Source organism: Pseudohongiella sp. (assembly GCF_040877505.1).
Classification (GTDB): Bacteria; Pseudomonadota; Gammaproteobacteria; order Pseudomonadales; family Pseudohongiellaceae; genus Pseudohongiella.
Map to the genome: position 1 here is coordinate 58,891 of NZ_JBBDNQ010000045.1, position 25,813 is coordinate 84,703.

The following is a 25,813-nucleotide window of genomic DNA, read 5'->3' on the forward strand; positions in this document are numbered from 1 at the left end:
CACTCGCTCAGATCAGGCAATAGGCCAGTCCGCCGCATCGACTGAGTCCAGTACGGGCTCGGGTGCGTCGGGCGCCCAGCGTTCGATATAGGTTCCGTGCGGATCGTACAGTGCCGTCTGTTTTTCGATATCAAAATGCCGCCCCCCGCGAGGATCGACACCCACGCCGGCGATGTATTGCCAGTTGCCCCAGTTGACCGCGACATCATAGTCAATCAGCTGATGTTCAAACCATGCCGCGCCATAGCGCCAGTCCATACCCAGCTCGTTGACAAAACAACTGGCGGCTATCTGTCGGCCACGATTGGACAGATAACCAGTTTCTTTCAACTGGCGCATGCAGGCGTTGACCAACGGCCAGGGTGTATTGCCATGGCACCACTTCTGGTAGCGCTCCGGGTGCAGGCAGCCGTGTTGTGGTTTGTTTGAGATGCCCTTGATTGAATAAAGCTTGTCGCCCTGCGCCAGCGCCAGCCATTGATAGTATTCGCGCCAAAGCAGTTCAAAAAACAACCATTGCGTTGACTCATTGCTGCCGTGCGTCTTTTCATATTGAGACAAGGTCTGCGCCACACGTCTGAGCGAGAGACAGCCAAAATTCAGCCAGGGTGACAGCTTTGAGGAGTTTTCCCAGCCGTCCAGCTGGTCACGCACCTGTTTGTAGCTGGATGGCAACGTGCTTTCGAAGTAGCGCCGTAAATGATCTTTACCGGCACGTTCGCCGCCGCCAATTGCGGCGATGCTGCGCTGTGCCTGCGACGCGGCAGGGCGCCGATAACTGCCTGGTATCCACTCGGGTGTGGCCTGGATTGAGACAGCTCTGAGCACAGGGCGCGGCAGCGACATCGGCGCCTGCGCTGGCGGCGGCACCGGCAATTGCTCTGCCTGCTTGCGAAACGGGGTAAAACCTTTCAACAGTTGCAATGGTGTCATTGGCAGCTGTGTCTGATCATACAAGGTAGTGGCATCCACTTCCTCAATGTCCAGTTTGGGAAAACGTTCAGCCAGGAGTTTAAGCACCTTGCGTTCGTCGCTACCGAATTGCCGACTGCACACCAGGCGGTTTATTTTGTGTCTGGCGATCAGCCCGATGAGTTGCTGCTCGGGATAACCATACTCGATATACAGATGTTGACCCTGCACCTCCAGTGTATCGGAGAGTGTATCCAGAGACTGCTGCAGAAAATGCCAGCGATGGCTGCCCATGGAACTGATGTGATAACGGTGGGGGTTGAACCAGCGTTGATTGACGCAAAACACACAAAGCAGGGCATCACTTTGCGCCGCACGCATCAAGGCCGGATTGTCATCTATTCGTAGATCCTGGGTTAGCCAGTACAGCGTGGTGAGCATTCTCTGATCCTGTGGCCGTCGTTGACCTGTTGGTAATTGAGCTATTTATAGTTGACCTGCTGATTCCGGGGAGTATGCTAATTGTGGCATAACACTACAATAACAAGGAGCTGGCATGAACACATCCCCGACTTACTATTTCGCCGCCACAGGGTTGCTTGCAGCGCTATTGACCGGCTGTGCAAATATGGCAGCAACCGGCGCAAATCCGGTCACCGGCGAGGGCATTGCCAACCCGAATCCGGTGGTAAGCCAGAACTGGGGTGAATTGCCCGAAGGGCGTGAATGGGGATCGACCGCCGGTGTTGATATAGATCCATTTGACGGCCATATCTGGGCCTATGAGCGTTGCGGCGCAGGCACTTTCGGGTCGGGTGTGCCGATCAATTGTCATACCAATCCAGTGGCGCCCATCTTTAAATTTGACCGCAATACCGGTGAGGTGCTGGCCAATTTCGGCGCTGGTGTCATGGTTACGCCACATGGCATACATGTGGATGACGAGGGCAACGTGTGGGTAACCGATTTTGCCACCAATGCCGAGGGTACAAAAGGTCAGCAGGTACACAAATTCAGTCCCGGCGGTGAACTACTGTTGAGCCTGGGTACGCCTGGGCAGACCGGTAACGACAGCGCGCATTTCAATCAGCCCAATGACGTGGTGACCGGACCTGATGGCAGCATCTATGTCTCAGACGGGCACAGCGGGCAGGGCATGACCAGCAATGATGCCATGGCCGAAGGCCGTGCCAATGGTCTGACCGCGCGGGTCATGAAGTTTGCACCAGATGGCACGTTTATAAAGCAGTGGGGCCAGATTGGCGTGCGCCATGGTGAATTCCGCACGCCGCACGCGCTGGACTTTGATTCGCGGGGCCGTCTGTGGGTGGCTGATCGCGGCAACCATCGTCTGGAAATATTCGACCAGGACGGCAACTATCTGGAATCGCGCTACATGTTCAGTCGGGTCAGTGGCATTTTCATTACCGATGACGACATGCTGTATGCCATTGATTCGGAATCCAGTCCGACCAACCACGTGGGCTGGCGCAATGGTGTTCGTATCGGACATATCGATCATGATCACGTGACTGGTTTTATCCCGCCGTTTGAACGTCAGGACCGGGTATATCAAGGCACTGCGGGGGAAGGCGTAGCGGTCGATCCCGAAGGTAATGTCTATGCAGCCGAAGGTCCCAATTCGCTGAGCCAGGCCGGTGGCGCGTTTACCCGGTATTCGCGTGAGTGACGCAGACCGCGAGAAATGGGATAACCGCTACCGGGAAGGCGCTTATGCGGAGCGCGGGCACGCGTCTGCTTATCTCGTTGAATGTCTGCCCTTGATGCAGCCGCCACGGGCCAGAGCGCTGGATCTGGCCTGTGGCGCTGGCCGCAATGCTTTGTATCTGGCATCCCAGGGGTTTACGGTTGACGCGGTCGATATTGCCACAGAGGCTTTGCTGCGTGGCAGCCAGGCTGCTGAGGCCGCCTCGTTGCAGGGCATCAACTGGGTGCAGCAGGACCTGGATGCGGGTCTGCCTGGCGGTCTCGATGACTATGGCCTGATTATCATGATGCGTTATCTGGATATCACATTACTGCGTGCTGCGGCACAGCAGCTGCTACCGGGCGGTTATCTGCTTGCTGAAGTTCATTTGCAGACCGATCAGAAGGTAGCCGGGCCGTCTGGTTCGGCATTTCGTGCGATTGCCGGCGATCTCAAGACAGCGGCCACAGATCTGGACATTATTGACTACTCGGAGGGGCTTGAACTGGATCCGGATGGTCGTCAAGTCGCGTTGGCCAGATTACTCGCCCGGGCCGTGACAGGCTGAATATTGTCCGTTATTGCGGAAAATGCACCAGTTCACGTTTCAGAACCTCGAGCAGCAGTCGATGCAGGCGCTGTTTACCGTGGCTGTCGACACTGTGCATGTCTTCCAGGCTGACCACGCGCGCCTGTAACAATCGCCTGACGGTGGTGACATCCATTTCCAGTAAAATACTGTTATCGTTGTGCATCAGACAGGTTCCTCCCCAATGAAGTTGATCAACAACATTATAGTAATGCGAATAGTTCTCATTAACAATAGGAATAATGATTTAATCCGTTACACAGGTATTTGAACAGCAGAGGGCGATGATATGGATCAAACGCCATGGGATGAAACGACGCTAGCCAAACTGAACCGGCAGGGTAATTTTCGCTTGCGTGGCGAAGCCTCGACGCGGTTGGAAATATTTGTCGATGCCGCATTCGCCTTTGCCGTTACCATGCTGGTGATTTCTGTGGATGATGTGCCGCGCAGCTACGATGAATTCATTGAGGCTTTGTTGACCATTCCAGGCTTCATTGCCAGCTTTTTCCAGATGATGATGTTCTGGCTGGGGCACCGGGCCTGGAGCCGTCGCTATGGCATAGAGGACGCACCTTCATTGTGGCTGTCGCTGATACTGGTGTGCGGCATACTGGTGATTGTGTATCCGCTGCGGGTGTTGTTCATGTCGGCCTTCGGCTACCTGACTGATGGCCTGCTGCCGTACCCGTTCGACGTCGGCTGGGTGGAGATGCGCACGATCTTTGTCATCTACGGCCTTGGTTTCGGGTTCCTGTGTGGGCTTATAGGGTTGCTGTATTTGCATGCCTGGCGACGGCGTCAGTGGCTGGCGCTGAACGAGGTGGAAGTCCTGCAGACCCGTTGTGAAATTGAATCCTGGGGCATCGTATCCGTGACCGGCTTTGTTGGCATGCTCATCGCGTGGCTGGCATCCGAACAATGGGTGGTGCTGGGAGGCTGGATCTATTTCACGCTGTTTGTGTCGCTGCCGTTGCACGCCCGGTCTGAGAAACTGCGCTTGCAACAACTGGTGTCACCTGCAACAGATTAAAAAAACTATCAGCTTGACATTTTTGTTCTGATCTCTGCACCAATCGCAACCTATGCGGATAGGCAACCAGCCGAACCCAGATGACTGAGTCCCGCCATGTCGGGTACACAGCCTGACGCAAAATAATTTCACCCAGCGTGTCCCCTTTCTCCGGCTCATGACTATTAAGCTTCTGTAGAGCGATTTTCGGTTGCCAGCTTTTGCTGACTTGGATTTCACACGCCAATCTCCGTCAGCTGCGCTGAAATTTCTATCCACAGTCAAACAAGGCAAGTTTACATGACCCGCGCAAGCCATCGTCAGACACCGGTGCTGACTCGACGAACACAATATTTTTTCCCCGGCATGTGCCTTGCCCTGCTATTGAGCTGGACGTCAGGCGCCTGGGCGCAGGTTCAGTTTCACTGGGCCAATAGCGACGAGGGCGACTGGACCGTTGTGGAAAATTGGGTGAATGACGCCGTGCCTGTCGATGGTGATAGAGTGAAAGTCGATAATGGTGGCACTGCCCGGATTCAGACATCGGTGGCCCGTCTCAGTCGTCTGGAAATTGGCGAGACTAACGGCAACAGCGGACACCTTGAGATCCTTGGCTCTGGTGAGTTGATAATGCAAAGTGGTTATGTCCATGTGGGTGATGCCGACGGCAGCGAAGGGACGCTGTCTGTATCAGGAGAGAATGCCCGATTGACCCTGGGCGTGGGTTTGGTCATTGGGGAGAGTGGGCAGGGAACGCTCGATATAGGTGGTGGCGCTCAGGTAACGGACGGTTTCGGTTCTCTCGGTTTGAGTTCCACTGGCTCTGGCGATGCCACTGTCACGGGGGCAGGTTCTGCCTGGGTCACCGGCACCAACAGCAATATGAGCGTCGGTGAGCGAGGCACCGGCGAGCTGCTGATTTCTGCCGGTGGACGCGTCGAAAGCGGATCGACTGCATTTATTGGTCGTTACACAGGGTCTACCGGTGAGGCAACAGTGACCGGCAGCGGCTCCGAGTTTGTTGTTCCTGAAAATGACTTGCATATAGGTTACTTTTTGGGCGCAAATGCCGGCACCGGCACCCTGACAATCGCGGATCAGGGCAGAGTGGAGGCCGATTCTATTGTCCTGGGCGACGAAGGTGGCAGCGCCACGCTCAATATCGGCAGCGGCGCGGCGGCCGGCGTTCTCGATACGCCAACAGTGAATGGTGGAGGTGGTGCAGCATTGTCAGTGCTGAACTTCAATCATACCGACGCGGATTACTTCTTCTCCCGGAACGGTACCGCCGGCGGTGACAGCATCAATATCACTGGTATCACCTCAGTTAATCATAGTGGTAGCGGTACCACCACGCTGACCGGAACCAATACTTACACGGGGGCCACCACCGTCGCCGCAGGTACGCTGCGGGTGAACGGCTCCCTGGGCAACACGGCGGTCACCGTGCAGGACACCGCCACTCTGGATGGCAGCGGCAGCATCACGGGCGCAGTGTCAGTCGAAGATGGCGGTACGCTGGCGCCGGGCAACAGCCCGGGTCAATTGGCAACCGGTAATCTGAGCCTGGCAACGGGCGCGACATTGACCGCTGAACTGAATGGCACTGCGGCCGGCACCGAGTATGATCAGCTGGTGGTCACTGGCACTGTTGACGTGAGCGGCGCTACTCTGGATCTGTCGCTGGGTTTTGTTCCGGCTGCCGATACCCGCTTTGAGCTGATCAGCAACGATGGCGTTGACCAGATCACGGGTGTATTCGACGGACTTGCCGAGGGTGGCACCTTTAATGATGGCACCAACGTATTCCAGATCAGCTACGTCGGTGGTGACGGCAATGATGTGGTGGTGACCTACCTGGGCGCGCTGAGTAATACCCTGACTTACAGCGCGGGTGCCAATGGTTCCCTCACTGGTAGCACAACACAATCTGTCAATTTTGGTGACGATGGCGCTGCGGTGACCGCGGTGCCGGACAGTGGTTATTCTTTCGATGAGTGGAGCGATGGCTCCAGCGATAATCCGCGCACGGATATTGACGTTCGTAAAGACATTAGCGTCACGGCGGCGTTTGTCATCAATCAGTTTTCACTTGAGTACAGCGCTGACGTTGGTGGCTCAATCACCGGCAGTACAGCACAAACGATTGATTTCGGTGACGATGGTTCCGAGGTGACTGCTGTGGCAAATGGTGGTTATTTCTTCACCCAGTGGAGTGATGGCTCAACCGACAATCCACGCACGGATTCCGACATAGTGCAGGACCTGAGTGTGACCGCGCAGTTCGCTGCCATACCCAGGCCCGAGATCACAGGGGATCTTATCAACACCGGCACATTGATCGATCTTATTGTGGCAAATGGCGCTGTAATTACCGGCGGTTTTCTGGGCGGCGTCATTGATAACGCCGGTGAAGTCAGAAACGTCTCTTTGCTGCCCTTTGCCATCATCCGGGGTGGCGTTTTGTCAGGCTCAATCAGCGGCAACGCCGGCAGCCCGGGACGGGTGGTTAATGTCTTTATTGCTGCTGATGCATTTCTGGAACACATACGCCTGGGCGCCAACACACAGATTCATCCACTGGCAGATTTTGGTCAGGGGGTCTGTTTTGAGTCGCAGGCGGACGTCCCGGACGGATTTGCGCTGGAGCGTTTGCTGTCCCCGGTGGGTGAGGGCGGCGCAGTGCAACTGGATCGCTCAGTGTTGTGTTCAACGACGGTGCCAAGCCTGCTGGAAGATGTCGGCGAACTGAGCTTGTTTGCAGATCTGGATTCGGCGCTGGAGCAGAACGCCGGGGATGGCACGCTGCGGGTCATTCTGGCTGAAGGTCCTGTGACGATCCGCCCGTTTGCGGTTTCGCTGGCCGAACCAGGCAGCAGCCCTGGTGTGACCATCAATGCCGATGGCAATGTGCAGATTGTGACCGACCGCGGCCAGCTGGTGCTGGCGTACCCGGTACTGCAGGATATTGAACTGGCGACACAGGCGTTTGCCGATCTGCAATTACAAATGTCAGTCGATGCGCGGGGAAATCTGGTGCTGAGCCCTGACGCAGACAGCGAATCATCAACCTACTACATCGTGCGACCCTACCTGATTGCAGTGCCTGCGCCTGTTGGTTCGGAAGCGGGTGTTTTTGTGGCAGCCGGTAACTTCTTCCAGATGCAGCCGGGTGTGACGCTGGTGTTCAGCGATGCCAGTGGCAGCTTGCTGCAACAGCCCTTGATGCCGGTCCCGGCCGATTGGCCAGTTTTACAGGAGATGTTGCTGGGCGTGGATGGCGCCGAGTCTGTTAGCATCAATGCAGATGGCACGATATCGCTGGCATTGAACGGAGAAGGTTTGCGAGCCAGGCCTGACTACAGAGTGGAAGCAGGACCGGCGCCGGACAGCGGGCAGGTAAGTTATGCCGATGCCGGTGACCTGAATGACGATGGCATTAACGATATCGTGGTCACGTACGCCAACGGCGACAGGCAGATACTTTACCTGATGATGTGACAACGAGTTGATCTGGCTGGCTCTGATGCGACGCAAAAGTTCCAGGCCAGCCGGATCAACGACTGGTGTCAGAGCGCCTTGATCGCCGTCAGTTTTTCGTTCAACGCCTCCAGGGCGGCCTGCGCGGCACGCTGGCGCTCGCGTTCAACCTCCACCAGCTCAGCGGGCGCATTCTGCACAAATTTTTCATTGTTCAGTTTGCCGCTGATGCCCTGCAGGTTTTTCTCCAGCTTGCCGATTTCCTTGTTCAGGCGCGCAATCTCGGCATCCTTGTCAATCAGGTCCGATAGCGGCACCAGGATCTCCATGTCCTGATACAGCTGTGTGGCACTGACCGGTACTTCTTCATTGCCTGACAGGCAACGGATGTCGGACAGCTTGGCCAGTTTCAGCAGGTTCTGCAGGTTCTCATCCAGGCGGCGCTGATCATCCGCATTGGTCTTGCGCAGCAGGGCAGGGAAGGTCTTGCCCGGTGGGATGTTCATTTCGCCGCGGATATTGCGTACTCCGACAATCACGCCTTTGACCCACTCGATGTCGCTTTCCGCGCGGGTGTTGATCAGTGCCTTGTCCACGCGTGGATAGGCCTGCAGCATGATGCTGGTGTCAGCGGTATTAACGCCCAGCAGGGTGGCGATCTTCTGCCAGATCTCTTCGGTGATAAACGGCATCAGCGGGTGCAGCATACGCAGGCTGGTTTCCAGCACCGTGAGCAGGGTCAGTCGCGCGGTGCGTGCTTTTTCGGGCTGGTTGTCGGCGTCCCACAAGACGGGCTTGGACAGCTCCACATACCAGTCGCAATACTCGTTCCAGAAAAAGTCGTAGATCACCTGTGACATCAGGTCGAAGCGGTAGTTGGCCATGTGATCGTGAACCTGGGTCACGGTCTGCTGCAGGCGGGACAGAATCCACTGGTCGGCCAGGCTCAGGTTTTGATCATTGCGCAAGGTCGCGACATCGTCGGCGCTGAACTGGATGCCTTTTTCTTCGGTGTTCATGATCACGTAACGTGATGCATTCCAGATCTTGTTGCAGAAGTTGCGGAAACCTTCCATGCGGCCCAGGTCAAACTTGATGTCGCGTCCGGTGGAGGCCAGCGAGTAATAAGTGTAGCGCAGCGCATCGGTGCCGTAACCGGTGATGCCGTCGGGGAAGGCGTCACGGGTGAATTTTTCGATCTTCTTTTCCAGCTGCGGCTGCATCAGACCTTCGGTGCGCTTGGCGACCAGGGCTTCTAGGTCAATGCCATCGATCAGGTCAATAGGGTCCAGCACATTGCCCTTGGACTTGGACATCTTCTGGCCGTGCTCATCACGGATCAGCCCGGTGATGTAAACCTTCTTGAAGGGAATCTCACCCGTAAACTTCAGGGTCATCATGATCATCCGGGCCACCCAGAAGAAAATGATGTCGAAGCCCGTGACCAGCACATCGGTAGGGTGGAAGGTTTTTAAGGTCTCCAGATCGTCGGGCCAGCCCAGTGTGGAAAATGTCCACAGTGCCGAGGAGAACCAGGTGTCGAGCACATCTTCGTCCTGACGCAGGCTCAGCGATGCATCCAGTTTGTACTTCTCGCGTACCTGCTCTTCGCTGCGGCCGACATAAATATTGCCGTCGTTGTCATACCAGGCCGGAATGCGATGCCCCCACCACAATTGTCGGGAAATACACCAGTCCTGCAAATCACGCATCCATGAAAAGTAGGTGTTTTCCCAGTTTTTCGGCACAAATTCGATATCGCCGTCTTCCACGGCTTTGATGGCTGGTTCGGCCAGCGACTTCACCGCAACGTACCACTGGTTGGTCAGGTAGGGTTCAATCACCACGCCGGTGCGATCGCCACGCGGTACTTTCAATTTATGCGGTTCAACCTTGAGCAGCAGGCCCAGTGCTTCCATGTCGGCGACCAGTTTCTTGCGCGCGTCAAAGCGGTCCAGGCCGCGATAGTCTTCCGGGGCATTGTCGTTGATGGCGGCGTCGATGGTGAAGATGTTGATCATTTCCAGGTCGTGACGCTTGCCCACTTCATAGTCATTAAAGTCATGTGCCGGGGTGATCTTGACACAGCCGGTACCAAATTCCGGATCAACATAGTCGTCGGCAATGATCTGTATGCGGCGATTGCACAGGGGGAGGTCTACCCATTTGCCGATCAGCGATTTAAAACGGGGATCTTCGGCACTAACCGCCACGGCGGTATCACCGAGCAGGGTTTCCGGGCGCGTGGTGGCAATGCTGATGAAGTTGTCGCCACTGGCGGTGGTGGCACCGTCGGCCAGCGGGTATTTGAAATACCAGAAAAAGCCATCTTCCTCTTCCGACAACACTTCCAGGTCTGACACTGCTGTGTGTAGCTTGGGATCCCAGTTGACCAGGCGGTTGCCACGATAGATCAGGCCTTCGTCATACAGGCGGACAAACACTTCTTCCACGGCGGCTGACAGGCCTTCGTCCATGGTGAATCGTTCGCGCGACCAGTCAATGGAACCACCCAGGCGACGGATCTGCTGGGTGATGATGCCGCCGGATTCTTCTTTCCACTTCCACACTTCGTCGGTGAACTTTTCGCGACCCAGGTCGGTGCGCTTGATGCCGTCGCGCTCCAGCCGACGTTCGACCACCATCTGGGTGGCGATACCGGCGTGGTCGGTGCCGACCTGCCATAAAGTGTTGCGGCCCATCATGCGCTGATAACGAATCAGCGCGTCCATGATGGCATTCTGGAAACCATGGCCCATGTGCAGACGACCGGTAACATTGGGGGGCGGAATCACGATGCTGTAGGATTCACCTTCGCCACTGGGCGCAAAATAGTTGCGCGCTTCCCAGTTGCTGTACCACTGTTGTTCGATGTCTTTGGGCTGATAGGTCTTGTCCATGGGCGAGCTCGATTAACCTGTGCGTGGAAAGCCCGCGATTATACCCGATGCTGCCCGTGCTGTCAGACCTGCCATGGAGTCTGGTATTCGTTGGTACGAGACCCACAATGAAGAAGCGCGGCGCCGGGATTCTGTTGCACTGAAGGGCGCAGATCAATCAATTCAACAGCTTGCATTAATTCAACTATCGTTGTAATGTTGAAATATGAATCAAACCGAAGCCATCAACGTTTTTGAATCACTGTCATCCGGGGTGCGGCTGGATATCTACCGTTTGCTGGTGCGTCATGCGCCACAGGGCATGGTTGCCGGTGAGATTGCCGAGTCGCTTGATCTGCCGCCCAGCAACCTGTCGTTTCATCTGAAAGCCCTGACCCATACCGGATTGATTGCGGTAACGCAGGAAGGTCGTTTTTTACGCTATCGCGCGCAGTTGGACATGATGCAATCCTTGATCGATTACCTGACAGAGGAGTGCTGTGAGGGGCATCCAGAAGATTGTGATGGCTTAAGTATCAAATCCCTTCAATCAGACAGCAATAAACAGAGCAAACAAAGGCAAGACCTATGAGTGACAAGCCAGGTATTGGGTTCTTCGAGCGTTTCCTGTCTGTGTGGGTGGCGCTTTGTATTGCGGCCGGCATTGGCCTGGGTACCTTGCTGCCGGGTCAGTTCGAAACCCTGGCTGCTGTGGAATATGGCTCAGTCAACTTTATTGTGGCAGTGCTGATCTGGCTGATGGTGTATCCGATGATGGTGTCAGTGGATTTCTCCAGCCTCCGGCGCATTCACGAACGCCCCAAGGGGCTTATTATTACGCTGACGGTGAACTGGCTGATCAAGCCGTTCACCATGGCGGGTCTCGGCGTCCTGTTTTTTCATTATTTTTTCATTGATCTGATTGATCCTGCCAATGCCAACCAGTACATCGCCGGGCTGATTCTTCTGGGCGCCGCGCCCTGCACAGCCATGGTGTTTGTCTGGTCACAGCTTACCCGTGGAGACGCCACCTACACGCTGGCGCAAGTCGCGCTTAACGATGTGATCATGATCTTTGCCTTCGCCCCCTTGGTGGCCCTGTTGCTGGGCGTGACCGATATCCAGGTGCCCTGGGCGACCCTGGTTCTGTCAGTGGGCCTTTACGTGCTGATACCGTTGATCGCCGGGGTCATCACACGCACAAGACTGAGCGCAAACGCAGAAAACCCTGCCCAGGCAGATCTGGCGGTGTCCCGGTTTAACTCTCGCGTCAAACCTCTGTCAATTCTGGGACTGTTGGGCACCGTGGTGCTGCTGTTTGGTTTTCAGGGGCAAGTCATTCTGGACCAGCCCTTGCTGATCGGGCTGATAGCTGTACCGTTATTGATCCAGTCCTACGGCATGTTCGCCATCGCCTACGGCGCGGCAAAATTATGGCGTGTGCCGTTTAACGTGGCGGCACCGTGCGCCCTGATCGGCACCTCCAATTTTTTTGAGCTCGCGGTGGCGGTGGCCATTGGGCTGTTTGGTCTCAACTCCGGCGCCGCGCTGGTGACCGTTGTCGGGGTGTTGGTGGAGGTACCCGTGATGCTGTCACTGGTGGCGTTTGCCAATCGCACCAGGCACTGGTTTACGCACTACACTTGATGCAGCGGGTCAGGGTGGGGTCAACCTGCAGGCGTTTCGGATCGATGTCGGTGTCGCAAATGGCGCAGTAACCAAAGTCCCCGCTGTCGATGCGGCGCAACGCGCCTTCGATGCGCTGCAACTGCTCTTTGCGGCGTCTGGCGGTGGCCTGCGCCATGGCCTGGCCCTGCATGGCATCCATGCGCGACAGGCGGCCGACCATGGCCTGATCCAGTTCCACGGGTTTGCTGTCCTGCGAGCTGTCGGCCTGAATGGCTTCCAGTTCTGCTTTTTTCTGTAGCAGTATGTGTTTGTAGTCGGTCAATGCGGTCGCCTGCGGTAAAAGTGCATATCCGGTTTTCGGTTGCGTTAAAAGCGGACCTGTTCGCTATGAAGCAGGTACGCATCCAGGTCGCTCACGATTACGGGGCGTCCGATATGATAACCCTGCAGAACATCACAACCCATTGCTATCAGCAACTCAGCTGATTTCTGGTCCTCGACTCCTTCGGCAACCACAATGGCGCCAAGGCTGTGGCCCAACTCTATGCTGGCCTGGGTCAGCTTCAGGTTGCGTTCGACGTGTGCTACGTCCGTGATAAACATTCTGTCTATTTTTATCTCGTCAAAGCAGAAGGCCTGCAGATACTCGAGCGAAGAATAACCTGTGCCGTAGTCGTCCAGCGACAATTTTATGCCAGCGGTTTTCAACAGTTCAACGTTACGCACCACGGCATCCATATCTTTCATCAATGCCGTTTCGGTAATTTCCAGGGTCAGAGACTCTGCATAATCAACCGTCTGCGCGATGATGCGTTTTACCACATCGGTGTCAGCAAGATCATTGGATGATAAATTGACTGATAGCTTGAAGCTGCGATTTATTGCTTTCATGTGCGCCAGGATAAGGCATGCCTGCTCAATAGCGGCTTCTGTTATTTGTCGGATAAGGCCGGTTTGTTCTGCCCATGCGATAAAATCAGTTGGCGGCACCCAGCCATAATCCGGGTGCTGCCAGCGAATCAGGAGTTCAGCACCGACAACGCGCTTGGTGGACACGTCGTATTGGGGTTGCAGCGCCCACATTAATTTGCGTTCGGACAGCGCTTCCTTCAAATCCGATATCAGTTGCAGCTTGTGCAGATCGGGCGCCATGGACTGGTTGAACAGCAAGAGTTGAGCGCCGGTCTTTTTGGCGTTGGTCATGGCCAGTTTTGCTTTCTGAATAAGGCTGGTCGCCGAGTCTGCATCGCCCGGACAGATCGCAATGCCTCCGCTGACCTGAATACGAATGGTCAACTCGGCAACTACCAGATCCTTGCTGACGGTTTTCATGATTTCATGCATCATGGCGAAAGCGGTTTTTCGGTCAGAAATATCATCTAACAGGAAAGCAAAAATACCGGGTCCGACATATCCCAGGTAGCACGGCACTTCTTCGGTCAGAATATCGGTAAACTGGCTGACCAGTTGGTCGCCGGCATCATCATCGATAATATCCTGAATGGTTTCCAGGTTGTTCAGGGCCAGTATGCCCACAGCCAGATGATTGTCTTTTTTGCGGGAAGTTACCAGCTGCTGTTCCAGGTAGTCCCTGAAGCGCGTGCGGTTGGGCAGGCCGGTGAGTACATCGTTGTTATGCAGGCGTCGTGCCTGCCGGGCACTATTGCGCAACAGTTTATCCCGCGAAATAACGGCAAGCCGTGTACTGAGCAACTCGGTTCGGAAAGTCCAGAGGGCAACCAGCGCGAGCAAGGTGAGGACTGCCAGCAAAAATACTGCCCAAAGCGGGAAGTGGTCAACTGCCATAAAAACAATTACGAGCAGCAGGGCGGCGACTACAGCTGCCTGTGTCGCAGCAATGCGACCGGACGCCTTCATTAACGCTTGTTTCATACCCACATCCTTTGGGGGTAAAAGCTCACACAAAAACAACGCTTTATCGCTACATCTTAAGCAGTGTACCCAGAATGGTGCGTGTTGGAAATAAAATTTTTAAACGACCCGGGTGCGCCCGATATTTATGGGTGAAATGTGCTCTGCGTCACTGTTTGCGTGACTAAAAGAGGGCAGGTGACAGCGTTTGCTGCTGTCACCCTCGCCTCGGTTGTGCAATTATTTTGCAACCATGCGCTGCGGCTAGGCTTTTTGCTGGCGCAAATACTCGACAAGCAAGGGCACCGGTCGGCCAGTGGCGCCTTTCTGCCCGCCACCCAGCCATGCGGTACCGGCAATGTCCAGGTGTGCCCAGGCAAATTTCTCGGCAAAGCGCGACAGGAAACAGGCCGCCGTGATCGTGCCTGCGCGGGGACCACCGATATTAGCGATGTCGGCAAAGTTACTGTCGAGCAGCGATTGATATTCGTCATCCAGTGGCAGTTGCCACACGCTGTCCAGGGTTTCCTGGCCCACGGCAAACAGCTCTTTGGCCAGGGCGTCGTTGTTGCTCAACAGTGCGCTGTTCACCTCACCGAAGGTGGCCACGGCCGCGCCTGTGAGGGTCGCGATGTCGATCACGGTTTTCGGTTTGAAACGCTCGGCATAGGTCAGGGCGTCGCAAAGTACCAGTCGGCCTTCGGCGTCTGTGTTGAGGATTTCAATGGTTTTGCCGGACATGCTGGTGACGATGTCGCCGGGTCTGGTCGCTGTACTGCTGGGCATGTTTTCGGCAGCGGCAATGATGGCTGTGACATTGATCGGCAGGCCCAGTTTGGCAATTGCAGTCATGGTGCCCATGACGCTGGCTGCGCCGCACATATCGAATTTCATCTCATCCATGCCAGCGCCCGCTTTGATGCTGATACCGCCGGTATCGAAGGTGATGCCTTTGCCGACCAGGCAATACGGTGCGGTGCTGGCCTTGCGACTGCCTTTGTATTCCATCACGATCAGACGTGATTCTTCTTTTGAGCCACGGCCTACTGACAGCAGAGAACCCATTTTCAGGTTTTCCATCTGTTTCTCCGTCAATATCCGGGTCTTGATGCTCTTGTTGCGCATGCCCAGCTCAACTGCGCGCTCGGCCAGGTAAGACGGCGTGCAGATATTGCCAGGCAGATTGCCCAGCTCTCGTGCCACACTCATGCCCAGGCTGATGGCTTCGCCGGCGCCAATGGCATCATTCAGGATCTTGCGCGCAGCATCCGGCGCGGCTGCAATGACGACATTGTTCAATTCGGGTTTGTCCGCCTTCCTGCTTTTGGTCTGGTCATATCGGTACTGGGCATTGCCGATTTCCATGACCAGCTGCGTCGCAGCCCAGGCTGCGTCGCGATTGGTGACAGGCAGTTGAATCAGACTGATCAGCGCGGATTTGGCACTGGTTCTGTTGAGGGCCTGCGCTGCGGCGCGCACTACTTTGCGGTAGGCTTTGGCGTCAAATTTGTTCTTTTCGCCCAGGCCCACCAGAAGAACGCGGCTGGCGGCGGCTTTCGCTGGGCCGTGCACAACCAGGGCTTCGCCGACTTTCCCCTTGATATCACCGGCGCTAATGACGTTGTTGCACAGCTCAAGAACGTGGGCGGCGAGCATGTCCGTCGGTGCATCGAGACCGGTGCGATCCCAGACGCCCAACACCAGGCAGTCAGTCTTTTTGTCCAGCGTTTTACTTGTGAGCAATTGGTATTTCATAGCGTTTCCTTATGACGGTTCCGTGATGACTGGCTGATGCAGCGACATATCATCCTAGAGAATATGGCAAAACAAGGCAACCTGTGTGCATTGCGGCTATAACAAGGGACAGCAAGCCGCAACGCCGGTCTTTTCGGGCTTTGCACTATTGGTTACGGCTTAAGTGTACTTTAGCGTCCCGGACGATTAAAATTGGCGCCCCGATGGCATCCGGACAGCTGTTATCAATAACCCGGACACCCGAGTTTCACATGCGTCATCGCCAACAATAAAAGCTTGTTGTTGCCCGCCACGGATTATCCTGGGCAACATTGATTACGGAGTTGTTATGGCCCGCGTCAAGATAAATATGCCGGAAGAGTTCCTGTTCACCATGGAACACCCGGTGCGATTCAGTGATCTGGACTATGCCAGGCACTTGAACAGCGTCGCCATGGTGCATATCCTGCATGAAGCGAGACTGCAGTTCCTGGCCAGTCTGGGGCTGACTGAAGCCAATATTTTTGGTCTGGGTATGGTGGTGACTGACATGGCCGTCGACTACCGATCACAATCGTTTGCCAAGGATGTGCTGGTCATTGAAGTGGGCGTCAGTCGCTTCAATAAATATGGCTGTGATATCTGTTTTCAGATTACCAACTCGGCGCTCGACCGGGTTGTGTGCAATGCCAAACAGGGCGTGGTTTTTTTCGATTTCGACAAACACAAGATTGCGGCTGTGCCACTGGCCTTCACAAGCCTCGTTGGCGAGTCGGATGAATAAGCGGGCTGCCATCCATTGATTCTGTTTCGATACTTCACCCAGCAACTTCTTCAGGTCACTTTTGCCGTGTCGCTGATTCTGCTGGTTGTATCGTTCACGTCACGATTTCTGCAATACCTGGCCGATGCGGTGGCCGGCAAAATGACCACCGATATCCTGCTGATGCTGATGTTGTATCGGTTGCCTGAATTTCTCCTGATTATTGTGCCCTTTGCCTTCTTTCTGGCGGTTCTGCTGGCCTATGGCCGCATGTACGCCGAGAACGAAATGGTAGTGTTGCACGCCTGTGGTTTCAGTCGCGCAAAGCTGTTGAACATGACCATGGGTGTTGGTCTGTTACTGGCGTGCGCAATGGCGGTGCTGAGCCTGTATGCGGCCCCGGCAGGTTTGCAGCAGACAGAAGCGCTGCGTCAGTCGCAGGATGAGCTGACCGAAATCGATCTGATTGTGTCGGGGCAGTTCCAGTCCTTTAACCGGGGGCAGCGCGTGACCTATGCCGAGTCATTGTCAGAGACTGACGTTGGTCGTCAACTGAATAACCCCTTTGTGGTGTTGCGTGACCCGAATCCGCCAGAAGGCGAATCCGGTTTGCGTATCATGGTGGCGGAGTCCGCTCGCCCGATCGTTGATGAGACCAGCGGCCGGCGCTTCATGCTGCTGGAGAATGGCTACTTTTATGATGGCACCCCCGGCGCAGCTGATTACAGCGTCACCGAGTTTCAGGAGCAGGGCATTTTACTGCCGGAGCAGAGCACCATCGCCCCTGTATTGCGCGGCACCGAATTGCCGACACGTGCTTTGCTGGGCTCCGCGGACCCCGGTTACATAGCGGAGTTGCAGTGGCGTATTTCGGTGATATTGCTAATTCCCGTGTTGACCTTGATGGCCGTTCCACTGAGCAAGGTCGATCCCAGGCAGGGCCGCTTTGCCCGCCTGGTGCCTGCCGCACTGGTTTATGGTCTGTATTTTATGTTGTTGCAGATGTCCCGCGATGCGGTTGAGGATGGCAGTCTGTCCCCGCTTATCGGCATGTGGTGGGTACATCTGGTATTCATTGCTGCCGGCCTGGGGCTGATGTGGCGTGACCGGCCTAAGCAACCTGCACTGGCGAGGATCACATAATGCCGATGCTTGCACGCTACATGGCCAAAACCGTGCTGCTGTCTATGCTGGTCGTGCTGGGTCTGATTACCATGATCGACCTGGTGTTCACCATTGCAGAGGAGATGGCTGACACCAATCGTTATTACACCGCCTGGGATGCAATCCTTTATGTCCTGCGTACCTTGCCGACCAGCGTCTACGAGTTATTACCCTTTGTGGCACTGGGTGGCGCGTTGATCGGTCTCGGTATACTGGCATCCAGTCAGGAGCTGCTGGTGATGCAGTCTTCCGGTGTGAAAACATCGGTGTTGGTGGGCTGGGTGATGATACCGGTGCTGGGCGTGATGGTGTTCAGTCTGGTGCTGGGCGAATGGGTTGCACCAACATTGCAGCAGACAGCACAAAGTCAGCGGGCACTGAGCCAGAGCGGGGGACAGGCGATCAGCAGTTCCCAGGGTGACTGGCGTAAAATTGGCAACGAATATATTCATATCAACGCCATTGCGCCGGGTGGTCGCGAGCTGTTTGGTGTCACCGTGTATGAACTGAGCGACCGGCGCGTGTTGCTGCGTAGCAGCTTTGCCGAGCAGGGGCATTATGTCGACGATGCGGGCGAGCCCTACTGGCGTTTGACGGATGTTCGCGAAACACGTTTTACCGGTGACCAGTTGCAGGCAGAGTATCATGAACAACTGCAGTGGTCGGTGGACATGTCGCCCTCGTTGCTCAGCGTGTTGCTGGTGCGCCCGGACCGTCAGTCCATCAGCGGCCTGTATCAGTTTGCCCGCTATTTTGACAGTGAGGGCCTGGACAGCAGCAATTATTATCTGGCGTTCTGGAAGAAGCTGTTGCAACCACTGGCAACATTGAGTCTGGTGCTGCTGGCGGTCTCTTTTGTGTTTGGCCCCTTGCGTGAGGCGACGATGGGGTACCGGGTATTTGTGGCGATAGGCATCGGTCTTGGCTTTACCATTATTCAGCGCACTCTGGGTCCGGCGACCATTCTGTACGGCATCAGTCCTTTTGTGGCTGTCCTGGCACCCATATTATTGTGCGCGCTGCTGGGGCTGTTTCTGCTGCGCCGCGTGTAGTCGGTTTTACGGCGTCAGGCTGTGCATGCGCATATTGATCATGCGCAATGTTGCTTTCACGGCAGCCAATACCTGATTGGCATCTACGCCCCGGGTTTTCAGTTCCCGATCTTCGATTCTCCAGGTAATGATGCATTCAGTCAGCGCATTGGTATTGCCACCTCGTGGGATATGCACTTCATAGTCGAGCAGGGCGGGCATGACAAAATCGCGCTTCTTCAGGATCTTGCTGATGGCGTCTATGAACGCGGCGAATCCGCCGTTACCAGAGCCGGACGCATTATAGGCTTTGTCCTGGATGGTGACCCGGACGCTGGCAGTGCTGTCGACATCAAGGCCGCTGCTGATGTAGCAGTTCAGCAATTCGACATAACGAAACTCGCGACGTTCGAGTACATCGGCGATAATGAAAGGCAGATCGTCAGCGGTGATCAGCGCTTTGGAATCGCCCAGTTTGACTATTTCCTGCAGCACCTTGCGTTGATCTTCTGCGTTCAGCTCCAGCCCCATCTCTTCCAGGTTATTGGCCAGTGACGCCTTGCCGCTCATCTTGCCCAGGGCGTAGGTGCGCTTGCGGGCAAAACGTTCGGGGCGCAGGGCGGTGATATACAGGCCGCCTTTCTGGTCGCCATCGGCATGTATGCCGGCCGTCTGGGTAAACACATCGGCACCCACAATCGGTGTATTGGCAGCGATCCATTTGCCGGAAAAATTCTCCACCATACGGCTGAGCATGGCGATACGGGTTTCATCGATGGACAGCTGGATGCCGAGTTTGTCTTTGAGCACCACGGCCACTTCCGCCAGCGATGCATTGCCAGCGCGTTCACCCAGGCAATTGACCGTGCAGTGAATGGTGTTGATGCCGGCCTTGACGGCGGCCATGACATTGGCGGTCGCCAGGCCATAGTCATTGTGGGGGTGGAAATCGAAGCGCAGCTGCGGAAAGCGGCTGATCATGTCGGAGAGTGCTGTATGCACCTCATCGGGTGTCATCACGCCCAGGGTGTCGGGCAGCATGAAGTTGCGGATACCGCAGTCGTGAACACCGGCCACCAGGGCAAAAACATAGTCCGGGCTGTCTTTATAACCATTGGACCAGTCTTCCAGATACATGTTGACGCCAAGCCCATTTTCCTGGGCATAGGCGGCAGTGCGCCTGATGTCGTCGATGTGTTCGTCCAGCGTTCGGCCGAGTTGCTCGCGGCAGTGTTTTTCGCTGCCTTTGGCCAGCAAGTTGATGACCTTGCCGCCAGTGTCCCGTATCCAGTTGACGCTGAGGGTATGGTCAACAAAACCCAGCACTTCGACTTTGTCCAGCAAACCCTCCTGCGCGGCCCAGGCGTTAATATCGGCGACCGCTTTTTTCTCGCCCTCGGAGACACGCGCCGAGGCCACTTCAATGCGATCAACTTTCAGTGATTGCAACAGGGCACGGGCAATCTGCAGTTTCTCTTTGGCTGCGAATGAAACGCCCTGAGTTTGTTCGCCATCGCGCAGGGTGGTGTCCAGGAGCTGGACCTGTCTGCCGCTTGTTTGTGCATTCATGCCGGGAAGTATCCTGAGCCGATTGAATCAAGGGCTGGATTCTACCAGATCCTTTCAGGCATCATAAGCCTGCTGCCCGATTCAAGTTTTCCGGGCGTTTGTCGATAGGATTCGTATGAGACACTTGCGCATCAGGCTTGCTACAGGATTATTATTGTCGTCCATGATCAGTGGCGGTTTGTCTGCGGCTGAAGCAGTCGCCGAAGTTGAAGCAGAGACACAGGCAGAGATTGCAGTTGAAGCGGTGAAGCCTCACCGACTGTGGCTGGCACCGAGTCAGGAGAATCTGCGCGAGTTACTGGTTGCTGCCGCTGAGCGTGCGCTGGAAGACCCTGAGTGTGCCGAAGTGTTGTACGGGCGCCTGAATGAGTATCGCACCGAGAACGAGGAAACGGCATTCACCATTCTGTGTATGCGCGACCCGCGTTACACCTTTAATGTCGTGTTTAATGCCAGTGACCTGCAGCCGTCCGAAACCGAAGAGACGACCGTGTCGAATACCGAAGACCTGGAGCGATTGCGGCAATTGCTGGGTGATATTCCCGCGTCAGTGCGTTCCGGCATCAGTGACGATACAGCCGAACAGGAACCCGAAGAACCCGAGGACACCACGCCGCCTGTCCTGTTCTGAGCGGCAGTGCGGCGGTAAATACGTTATACTGGCACCTTCTGTTGTCACCAGCCGTGTTTTTCCCTGATGAGTTCAAAAAAGAAGATCGTACGCCGCCTCCTTAGCGAGGCTGAAATTGCCCGATTGCCGCGCGCAGGTCTTTTGCGTCGCCTGGCAGCGCTGCTTTACGACATGTTTCTGGTGTTTGCCATGTGGATGATTCTGGGTTTCATCCTGCTGTTCGTGTTCGGGCTGTTTGCCGATAACACCAGTGAGCTTGTTGATGGCCGGGTGCAGACACATCCTGTGCTGTCGCTGCTGACCCTTGCCATGATGGTGACATCCGCCGCCAGTTTTTATCTGTGGTTCTGGCAGCGTACCGGTCAGACGCTGGGCATGATTGCCTGGCGGATCAAAGCGCTGCGCACGGACAATCAATCCATTCCGCCAAAACAGGGCCTGATCCGGTTCGTGGCCGCCTGGCCGGCATTCTGGCTGGGCGGCCTGGGCTACTTTTGGTTATACGTGGACAAAAACCACGATGCTGTTCATGAAAGAATGTCGGGCACTAAAACCGTCCTTTTGCCCAAGGACGCCCGTCCTTTCTGACATCCGTATCAGGCCACAATGGGCATTTTACGCAATGCCTCTACCACTCTGTCGCCAAAGGCCTGGGTGTCAATCATGTTGACGCCGCTGCCTGGTCTGGACAAATCGGGGGTTGAATATCCATCGGCAAATACGCTCTGCATGGCTTGCCAGACGTTTTTCGACTCCTGATCCATGCCAAAACTCATTTCCAGCATCATGGCCACGGAACCAATCATGGAGTATGGGTTGGCAATGTTCTTGCCAGCTATATCGGGCGCAGAACCATGAGAGGGTTCGTAGTATGCCTTGTTGTCGCCGAGACACGCTGAGGGCATCAGGCCCAGTGATCCGAGAATGCCGCCGCCCTGGTCGCTGAGGATGTCGCCAAACATGTTCTCCATAACCATGACATCAAACCGGCCCGGGTTCAGGCACAGGTATGTTGCTGCCGCATCGACGAGGATGTTCTCGACCTTGACATCGGGATAATCCTTGCCGACTTCAGTCATCACTTCATTCCACAGGACACTGGATTTCAGAACGTTGCTCTTGTGGATGTTGTGCAGCACTTTTTTGCGTTTCATGGCGGTGTTGAACGCCACAATCGCAATCTGGCGGATCTGGTTTTCATCGTACTCCAGGGTTTCCTTGACGTAGCGTACACCTTCCGCGGTAGTGCCGGTTTCTTTTTCACCGAAGTACAGGCCACCCACCAGCTCGCGGATGATCATGATGTCGATACCGTCACCGATGATTTCCTTTTTTAATGGCGAGAAGTGTGCCAGTCCCGGTGGCAGGAAGACCGGACGAAAATTGGCGTAAGTGTTGTAGCGTCGCCGCAGTGGCAACAAGGCACCGCGTTCGGGCTGCATGTCCACCGGGATCTTTTGTGACTCCTCATGGCTCAGGCCAATCGGGCCTTTGAGGATGGCATCGGCCTCATCACACACCTGTTTGGTAGCATCAGGGAACGGATGGCCACATTCAAAATATGCACTGGCGCCGAATGGGGTATGGTTCAGATCAAAGGTGATATTGTTGCGCTCGGCAACCAGGTTCAGCACTTTGACCGCTTCTTTCATGATTTCCGGTCCGATGCCGTCACCGTCCAGCAAAGCGATTTTGTAGTGGCTCATAAGGGTTCCTGTCGATCAAAAGGGGACGTAATCTAGCACGGCAGGCCATAAGCAAACAACTCAGCGGGCCGGAGGAATTGGGGGGGGAGGCTGGCCGGTGCATTGGATATCGGCTGGTCTGAATGGTGAATGCAGGCCTCAGAGTAAAATACCGGAATTCAGAACAACGCCATAATCTGACGCACGAAAATGATCGCAAGAACGACTACCACGAGGTAACTGATGGTGTCGCTAACTTCAAAGCCAAAGAATTTCTTGGGTTTGTCTCCCTTGTTTTCAGCCATAAATCAAAGTGCTCCGGTTATTAAAATCAATCACTTAGCCTGATGTATTCTGGCACAGAGAAAGATTGCTCGCCAGCCTTGAACGGGGGGTTGGCAGGGTTTTCGCCCCATTTTGTCCTGCATCTGTCGAAAAATGGGGTATTCAGTCCCCGATTTGTGGGCTGATGTATAGGGCCCGGGCTTGGTTATTTGACTTATTAGCCTGAGTATTCAGTGGCATCCGTCAGAAAACCGTTGTAATCTTTGGAACATTCGTGACCTGATAATACATAAGTCAGGTTGCGCTATATATTATTCCGCTATCAGATTCTTTGACATTAACATGCCCCCGAAGCAGGTATTCGGGAGGCGGTTATGACAAAGCCCGGAGACAGCTCAATGACAAGACCATCCGCTCAAATGTTCCGTTTTGCGACACGTGTGTCGCTCGCTACCGCCATTTCTTTGTTCATCGCAGCCGAAAGCTACTCACAAGTGCCGATTGTGCAACCCGGCGCGCCCGGCCAGAACAGTCGCCAGATTACAGCCGAAGAGGCTTCCGATCTGGCTGGCATGCGCTTCAGTGACGCCGACGTCAAGTTCATGCAGGACATGATTGCTCACCACGCGCAGGCGGTGGAGATGAGTGCGCTGCTGGAAGATCGAAGCCAGAATGAGGACATGCAACAACTTGGACAGCGCATTTCGTTGTCGCAGGAAGATGAAATGAGTTTCATGCAGGACTGGTTGCGTGAACGTGGCCAGCCGACCACCAGCTCGATGGCAGATCATGTCATGCGCGGCGGCTCACATGGCTCGCACAATGACATGATGCCGGGCATGATCAGCGACGAGGAGATGGCCGAACTTGCCGGCACTGAGGGGGTAGAGTTTGATGCCCTGTATCTTGAATTGATGATCAAACACCACCAGGGTGCCATCACCATGGTGGACACCCTGCTGGAACAGGGCGGTTCCGCCCAGGACCCGGTGTTGTTTGAATTCACCTCGGAAGTGACCACCGAGCAAACCAGTGAAATCGAGCGCATGACCCTGATGCTGGCAACGCTGTCGCCGGATCCACGCGTCAACCTCAGTGCAGGCTACGACAACGCCGGACAGGCCTCCCTTAACATGCAGTTAGTCGCTGCCATGCCCAAGCCGGAGGGTTTCTATGACCCGGCCAATCCGCAGGGCCTGCCGATGAGCCGCATCAATGATGATGGCGAAGAATCCGATGATGAGGACGCCGAACCGCGTCCCAGTCTGCTGGATTTCGCCAACACGGATATCGCATTCGCCGAGAATGTGCTGATTGCCGGTAACTATCATGGTTTCAATACCTATGACATCAGTAATCCGACCAGTCCTCAACTGATGAGTTCAGTGGTCTGCCCGGGCGGGCAGGGTGACGTGTCGGTGATTGGTGACCTGCTGATCATGTCTGTCGAGCAGAACCGTGGCCGTCTGGACTGTGGCCTGACCGGTGTTGCCGAACGGGTCAGTGACGAGCGTTTCCGCGGTATTCGCATTTTTGATGTCAGCGACTGGACCATGCCCAGCCAGGTGGCCGCCGTGCAGACCTGCCGTGGTTCCCACACCCATACGGTGGTGACGGATCCTGATGATGACAATAACATTCTGGTGTACATCTCTGGCACCAGTTATGTGCGTCCCGAAGAAGAGCTGGAAGGCTGCGTAAATGAGTCACCCTATGAGGATGCCGAATCCGCACGTTTTCGTATTGAGGTAGTGCAGATTCCGTTGGACAATCCGGAAGATGCCCGTATTGTGAATCGACCTCAGGTTTTCGCCGATCCTGACTCCGGTGTTATTGCCGGTCTGTGGGAAGGCGGTGACCACGGCGAAGGCACTCAGGAGACCAATGAAACCAACCACTGCCACGACATCACCGCGTTCCCGGCCTTAGGTATAGCGGCGGGCGCCTGCTCCGGCAACGGCATCCTGTTTGATATCAGCGACCCGATGAACCCGACACGTCTGGATCAGGTTGTGGATACCGGCTTTGCCTACTGGCACTCTGCTACCTTCAATAATGAAGGCACCAAGGTCCTGTTTACCGATGAATGGGGTGGTGGTTCGCGGGCACGCTGCCGCGCGTTTGATCCTGACAACTGGGGCGCCAACGCGGTGTACGATGTTGTTGATGGCACGCTTGAATTCCGCAGTCACTACAAATTGCCAGCACCGCAATCCGATCAGGAAAATTGTGTCGCTCACAACGGTTCGCTGGTACCGGTCCCGGGTCGCGACATTTTTGTCCAGTCCTGGTATCAGGGCGGGATTTCGGTCATGGACTTTACCGACTCGGCTAACCCGGTAGAGATTGCGTTTTTCGACCGTGGGCCGGTTGATTCCGAAGAACTGGTCATGGGTGGCTACTGGTCTGCATACTGGTATAACGGTGTGGTATACGGCACCGAAATAGCACGTGGCCTGGATGTGTTTGAACTGACGCCGAGTGATTATCTGAGCGAGAATGAACTGGCTGCAGCGGCGTTGACGGCGTCCGAAAATCTGCATAATCCGCAACAGCAGCGCAAACTCGACTGGCCTGCCGATCCCGTTGTTGCCAAAGCCTACATGGATCAGTTGCGACGTGCCGGAGCGCTGGATGCTGCACAGGCTCAGACCCTGAGCACGGCGCTGAATGATGCTGCCGCGGCATTGGCCAATGGTGGCGGCAACGCATCGGTCGCGGCGCAACTGGCGTCATTGGCGACGTCTTTGGAAGCAGAGGCGATGAGCCGCACGGGTGCAACACAGGCGCGCTATCAGGCGCTGCTGGAAACGGTTGAAGGAATCGCCGGCCGTTTGCGCTAACCCGTTCTTCGGGCCTTTGTCGGACGC

At 55.5% G+C, this 25,813-nt stretch carries 21 protein-coding genes; 12 read left to right on the plus strand and 9 right to left on the minus strand.

The window, feature by feature from the left end:
- Positions 1 to 12: 12 nt before the first annotated feature.
- Positions 13 to 1,353 carry a DASH family cryptochrome gene (locus WD071_RS16225; protein ID WP_368049447.1) on the minus strand — a complete coding sequence of 447 codons (1,341 nt, stop codon included), beginning with the start codon at positions 1,351 to 1,353 and terminating at the stop codon, positions 13 to 15.
- Between the two features lie 115 nt (positions 1,354 to 1,468).
- Between WD071_RS16225 and WD071_RS16230 the strand changes: the two genes are divergently transcribed.
- Together WD071_RS16230 and WD071_RS16235 are read left to right on the plus strand one after the other, a co-directional pair.
- Entirely contained in the window at positions 1,469 to 2,602 is a 1,134-nt protein-coding gene (locus WD071_RS16230; protein WP_368049448.1) for a peptidyl-alpha-hydroxyglycine alpha-amidating lyase family protein, read from the plus strand.
- Positions 2,595 to 3,188: a class I SAM-dependent methyltransferase gene (locus WD071_RS16235; protein ID WP_368049449.1), complete on the plus strand. Its 594-nt coding sequence runs from the start codon at positions 2,595 to 2,597 to the stop codon at positions 3,186 to 3,188. Before WD071_RS16230 ends, WD071_RS16235 begins: the two co-directional genes overlap by 8 nt.
- A 10-nt stretch (positions 3,189 to 3,198) precedes the next feature.
- Here WD071_RS16235 and WD071_RS16240 read toward each other — a convergent pair whose 3' ends face one another.
- Positions 3,199 to 3,375, minus strand: coding sequence for a hypothetical protein (locus WD071_RS16240; protein ID WP_368049450.1), 177 nt, complete (start codon positions 3,373 to 3,375; stop codon positions 3,199 to 3,201).
- 123 nt (positions 3,376 to 3,498) lie between these two features.
- Here WD071_RS16240 and WD071_RS16245 point away from each other — a divergent pair, with 123 nt between their 5' ends.
- Together WD071_RS16245 and WD071_RS16250 are read left to right on the plus strand one after the other, a co-directional pair.
- Positions 3,499 to 4,242: a TMEM175 family protein gene (locus WD071_RS16245; protein WP_368049451.1), complete on the plus strand. Its 744-nt coding sequence runs from the start codon at positions 3,499 to 3,501 to the stop codon at positions 4,240 to 4,242.
- 279 nt (positions 4,243 to 4,521) lie between these two features.
- A complete protein-coding gene (locus WD071_RS16250; RefSeq protein WP_368049452.1) occupies positions 4,522 to 7,722 on the plus strand; it encodes an autotransporter-associated beta strand repeat-containing protein in 3,201 nt (1,066 codons plus the stop codon).
- Positions 7,723 to 7,790: 68 nt separating this feature from the next.
- On the opposite strand, the gene WD071_RS16255 is transcribed toward WD071_RS16250, so the two are convergent.
- Positions 7,791 to 10,601, minus strand: coding sequence for a valine--tRNA ligase (locus WD071_RS16255; protein WP_368049453.1), 2,811 nt, complete (start codon positions 10,599 to 10,601; stop codon positions 7,791 to 7,793).
- A 205-nt stretch (positions 10,602 to 10,806) separates the two neighbouring features.
- On the opposite strand from WD071_RS16255, the gene WD071_RS16260 reads away from it, so the two are divergent.
- The gene (locus WD071_RS16260) at positions 10,807 to 11,172 is read left to right on the plus strand and encodes an ArsR/SmtB family transcription factor (protein WP_368049454.1); all 366 of its coding nucleotides are present in this window, start codon (positions 10,807 to 10,809) and stop codon (positions 11,170 to 11,172) included.
- Positions 11,169 to 12,227, plus strand: a complete 1,059-nt coding sequence (gene arsB, locus WD071_RS16265; protein ID WP_368049455.1) for an ACR3 family arsenite efflux transporter — start codon at positions 11,169 to 11,171, stop codon at positions 12,225 to 12,227. The genes WD071_RS16260 and arsB overlap by 4 nt, the downstream gene beginning before the upstream one ends.
- Here the strand turns inward: arsB and WD071_RS16270 are convergent.
- From WD071_RS16270 to WD071_RS16280, 3 genes are all read right to left on the minus strand, one after another.
- Positions 12,211 to 12,531: a TraR/DksA family transcriptional regulator gene (locus tag WD071_RS16270; RefSeq protein ID WP_368049456.1), complete on the minus strand. Its 321-nt coding sequence runs from the start codon at positions 12,529 to 12,531 to the stop codon at positions 12,211 to 12,213. The genes arsB and WD071_RS16270 overlap by 17 nt on opposite strands.
- 44 nt (positions 12,532 to 12,575) lie before the next feature.
- Positions 12,576 to 14,102 (minus strand): putative bifunctional diguanylate cyclase/phosphodiesterase, encoded by a 1,527-nt coding sequence (locus tag WD071_RS16275; protein ID WP_368049457.1) that lies wholly within the window; start codon positions 14,100 to 14,102, stop codon positions 12,576 to 12,578.
- Positions 14,103 to 14,345: 243 nt separating this feature from the next.
- Positions 14,346 to 15,836, minus strand: a complete 1,491-nt coding sequence (locus tag WD071_RS16280; RefSeq protein ID WP_368049458.1) for a leucyl aminopeptidase — start codon at positions 15,834 to 15,836, stop codon at positions 14,346 to 14,348.
- A gap of 328 nt (positions 15,837 to 16,164) precedes the next feature.
- Here WD071_RS16280 and WD071_RS16285 point away from each other — a divergent pair, with 328 nt between their 5' ends.
- The 3 genes from WD071_RS16285 to lptG are packed head-to-tail and all read left to right on the plus strand — an operon-like array spanning position 16,165 to position 18,794.
- Positions 16,165 to 16,599 carry an acyl-CoA thioesterase gene (locus WD071_RS16285; protein WP_368049459.1) on the plus strand — a complete coding sequence of 145 codons (435 nt, stop codon included), beginning with the start codon at positions 16,165 to 16,167 and terminating at the stop codon, positions 16,597 to 16,599.
- 15 nt (positions 16,600 to 16,614) lie between these two features.
- Complete coding sequence (lptF, locus tag WD071_RS16290; RefSeq protein ID WP_368049460.1) at positions 16,615 to 17,721, plus strand: LPS export ABC transporter permease LptF; 1,107 nt, start codon at positions 16,615 to 16,617, stop codon at positions 17,719 to 17,721.
- Entirely contained in the window at positions 17,721 to 18,794 is a 1,074-nt protein-coding gene (lptG, locus tag WD071_RS16295; protein ID WP_368049461.1) for an LPS export ABC transporter permease LptG, read from the plus strand. Before lptF ends, lptG begins: the two co-directional genes overlap by 1 nt.
- A 6-nt stretch (positions 18,795 to 18,800) precedes the next feature.
- Here the strand turns inward: lptG and WD071_RS16300 are convergent, their stop codons facing one another.
- Positions 18,801 to 20,342, minus strand: coding sequence for an alpha-isopropylmalate synthase regulatory domain-containing protein (locus WD071_RS16300; RefSeq protein ID WP_368049462.1), 1,542 nt, complete (start codon positions 20,340 to 20,342; stop codon positions 18,801 to 18,803).
- A 154-nt stretch (positions 20,343 to 20,496) separates the two neighbouring features.
- Between WD071_RS16300 and WD071_RS16305 the strand changes: the two genes are divergently transcribed.
- A complete protein-coding gene (locus WD071_RS16305; RefSeq protein ID WP_368049463.1) occupies positions 20,497 to 20,973 on the plus strand; it encodes a hypothetical protein in 477 nt (158 codons plus the stop codon).
- Positions 20,974 to 21,039: 66 nt separating this feature from the next.
- Positions 21,040 to 21,561, plus strand: coding sequence for an RDD family protein (locus WD071_RS16310; protein ID WP_368049464.1), 522 nt, complete (start codon positions 21,040 to 21,042; stop codon positions 21,559 to 21,561).
- 8 nt (positions 21,562 to 21,569) lie between these two features.
- Here the strand turns inward: WD071_RS16310 and leuB are convergent, their stop codons facing one another.
- Positions 21,570 to 22,679 carry a 3-isopropylmalate dehydrogenase gene (gene leuB / locus WD071_RS16315; protein ID WP_368049465.1) on the minus strand — a complete coding sequence of 370 codons (1,110 nt, stop codon included), beginning with the start codon at positions 22,677 to 22,679 and terminating at the stop codon, positions 21,570 to 21,572.
- A 158-nt stretch (positions 22,680 to 22,837) separates the two neighbouring features.
- The gene (locus WD071_RS16320) at positions 22,838 to 22,963 is read right to left on the minus strand and encodes a hypothetical protein (protein ID WP_368049466.1); all 126 of its coding nucleotides are present in this window, start codon (positions 22,961 to 22,963) and stop codon (positions 22,838 to 22,840) included.
- Positions 22,964 to 23,341: 378 nt separating this feature from the next.
- On the opposite strand from WD071_RS16320, the gene WD071_RS16325 reads away from it, so the two are divergent.
- A complete protein-coding gene (locus WD071_RS16325) occupies positions 23,342 to 25,786 on the plus strand; it encodes a DUF305 domain-containing protein (RefSeq protein ID WP_368049467.1) in 2,445 nt (814 codons plus the stop codon).
- Positions 25,787 to 25,813: the final 27 nt, after the last annotated feature.

What these genes read in the sequence shown, in the direction of transcription:
- WD071_RS16300 (WP_368049462.1), bottom strand. Translation starts at nt 20,342, where the DNA reads ATGAATGCACAAACAAGCGGCAGACAGGTCCAGCTCCTGGACACCACC.
- lptG (WP_368049461.1), top strand. Translation starts at nt 17,721, where the DNA reads ATGCCGATGCTTGCACGCTACATGGCCAAAACCGTGCTGCTGTCTATG.
- WD071_RS16245 (WP_368049451.1), top strand. Translation starts at nt 3,499, where the DNA reads ATGGATCAAACGCCATGGGATGAAACGACGCTAGCCAAACTGAACCGG.
- WD071_RS16310 (WP_368049464.1), top strand. Translation starts at nt 21,040, where the DNA reads ATGAGTTCAAAAAAGAAGATCGTACGCCGCCTCCTTAGCGAGGCTGAA.
- WD071_RS16285 (WP_368049459.1), top strand. Translation starts at nt 16,165, where the DNA reads ATGGCCCGCGTCAAGATAAATATGCCGGAAGAGTTCCTGTTCACCATG.
- WD071_RS16230 (WP_368049448.1), top strand. Translation starts at nt 1,469, where the DNA reads ATGAACACATCCCCGACTTACTATTTCGCCGCCACAGGGTTGCTTGCA.
- WD071_RS16225 (WP_368049447.1), bottom strand. Translation starts at nt 1,353, where the DNA reads ATGCTCACCACGCTGTACTGGCTAACCCAGGATCTACGAATAGATGAC.
- WD071_RS16320 (WP_368049466.1), bottom strand. Translation starts at nt 22,963, where the DNA reads ATGGCTGAAAACAAGGGAGACAAACCCAAGAAATTCTTTGGCTTTGAA.
- WD071_RS16250 (WP_368049452.1), top strand. Translation starts at nt 4,522, where the DNA reads ATGACCCGCGCAAGCCATCGTCAGACACCGGTGCTGACTCGACGAACA.
- WD071_RS16240 (WP_368049450.1), bottom strand. Translation starts at nt 3,375, where the DNA reads ATGCACAACGATAACAGTATTTTACTGGAAATGGATGTCACCACCGTC.
- leuB (WP_368049465.1), bottom strand. Translation starts at nt 22,679, where the DNA reads ATGAGCCACTACAAAATCGCTTTGCTGGACGGTGACGGCATCGGACCG.
- WD071_RS16275 (WP_368049457.1), bottom strand. Translation starts at nt 14,102, where the DNA reads ATGAAACAAGCGTTAATGAAGGCGTCCGGTCGCATTGCTGCGACACAG.
- WD071_RS16325 (WP_368049467.1), top strand. Translation starts at nt 23,342, where the DNA reads ATGACAAGACCATCCGCTCAAATGTTCCGTTTTGCGACACGTGTGTCG.
- WD071_RS16280 (WP_368049458.1), bottom strand. Translation starts at nt 15,836, where the DNA reads ATGAAATACCAATTGCTCACAAGTAAAACGCTGGACAAAAAGACTGAC.
- arsB (WP_368049455.1), top strand. Translation starts at nt 11,169, where the DNA reads ATGAGTGACAAGCCAGGTATTGGGTTCTTCGAGCGTTTCCTGTCTGTG.
- WD071_RS16255 (WP_368049453.1), bottom strand. Translation starts at nt 10,601, where the DNA reads ATGGACAAGACCTATCAGCCCAAAGACATCGAACAACAGTGGTACAGC.
- WD071_RS16260 (WP_368049454.1), top strand. Translation starts at nt 10,807, where the DNA reads ATGAATCAAACCGAAGCCATCAACGTTTTTGAATCACTGTCATCCGGG.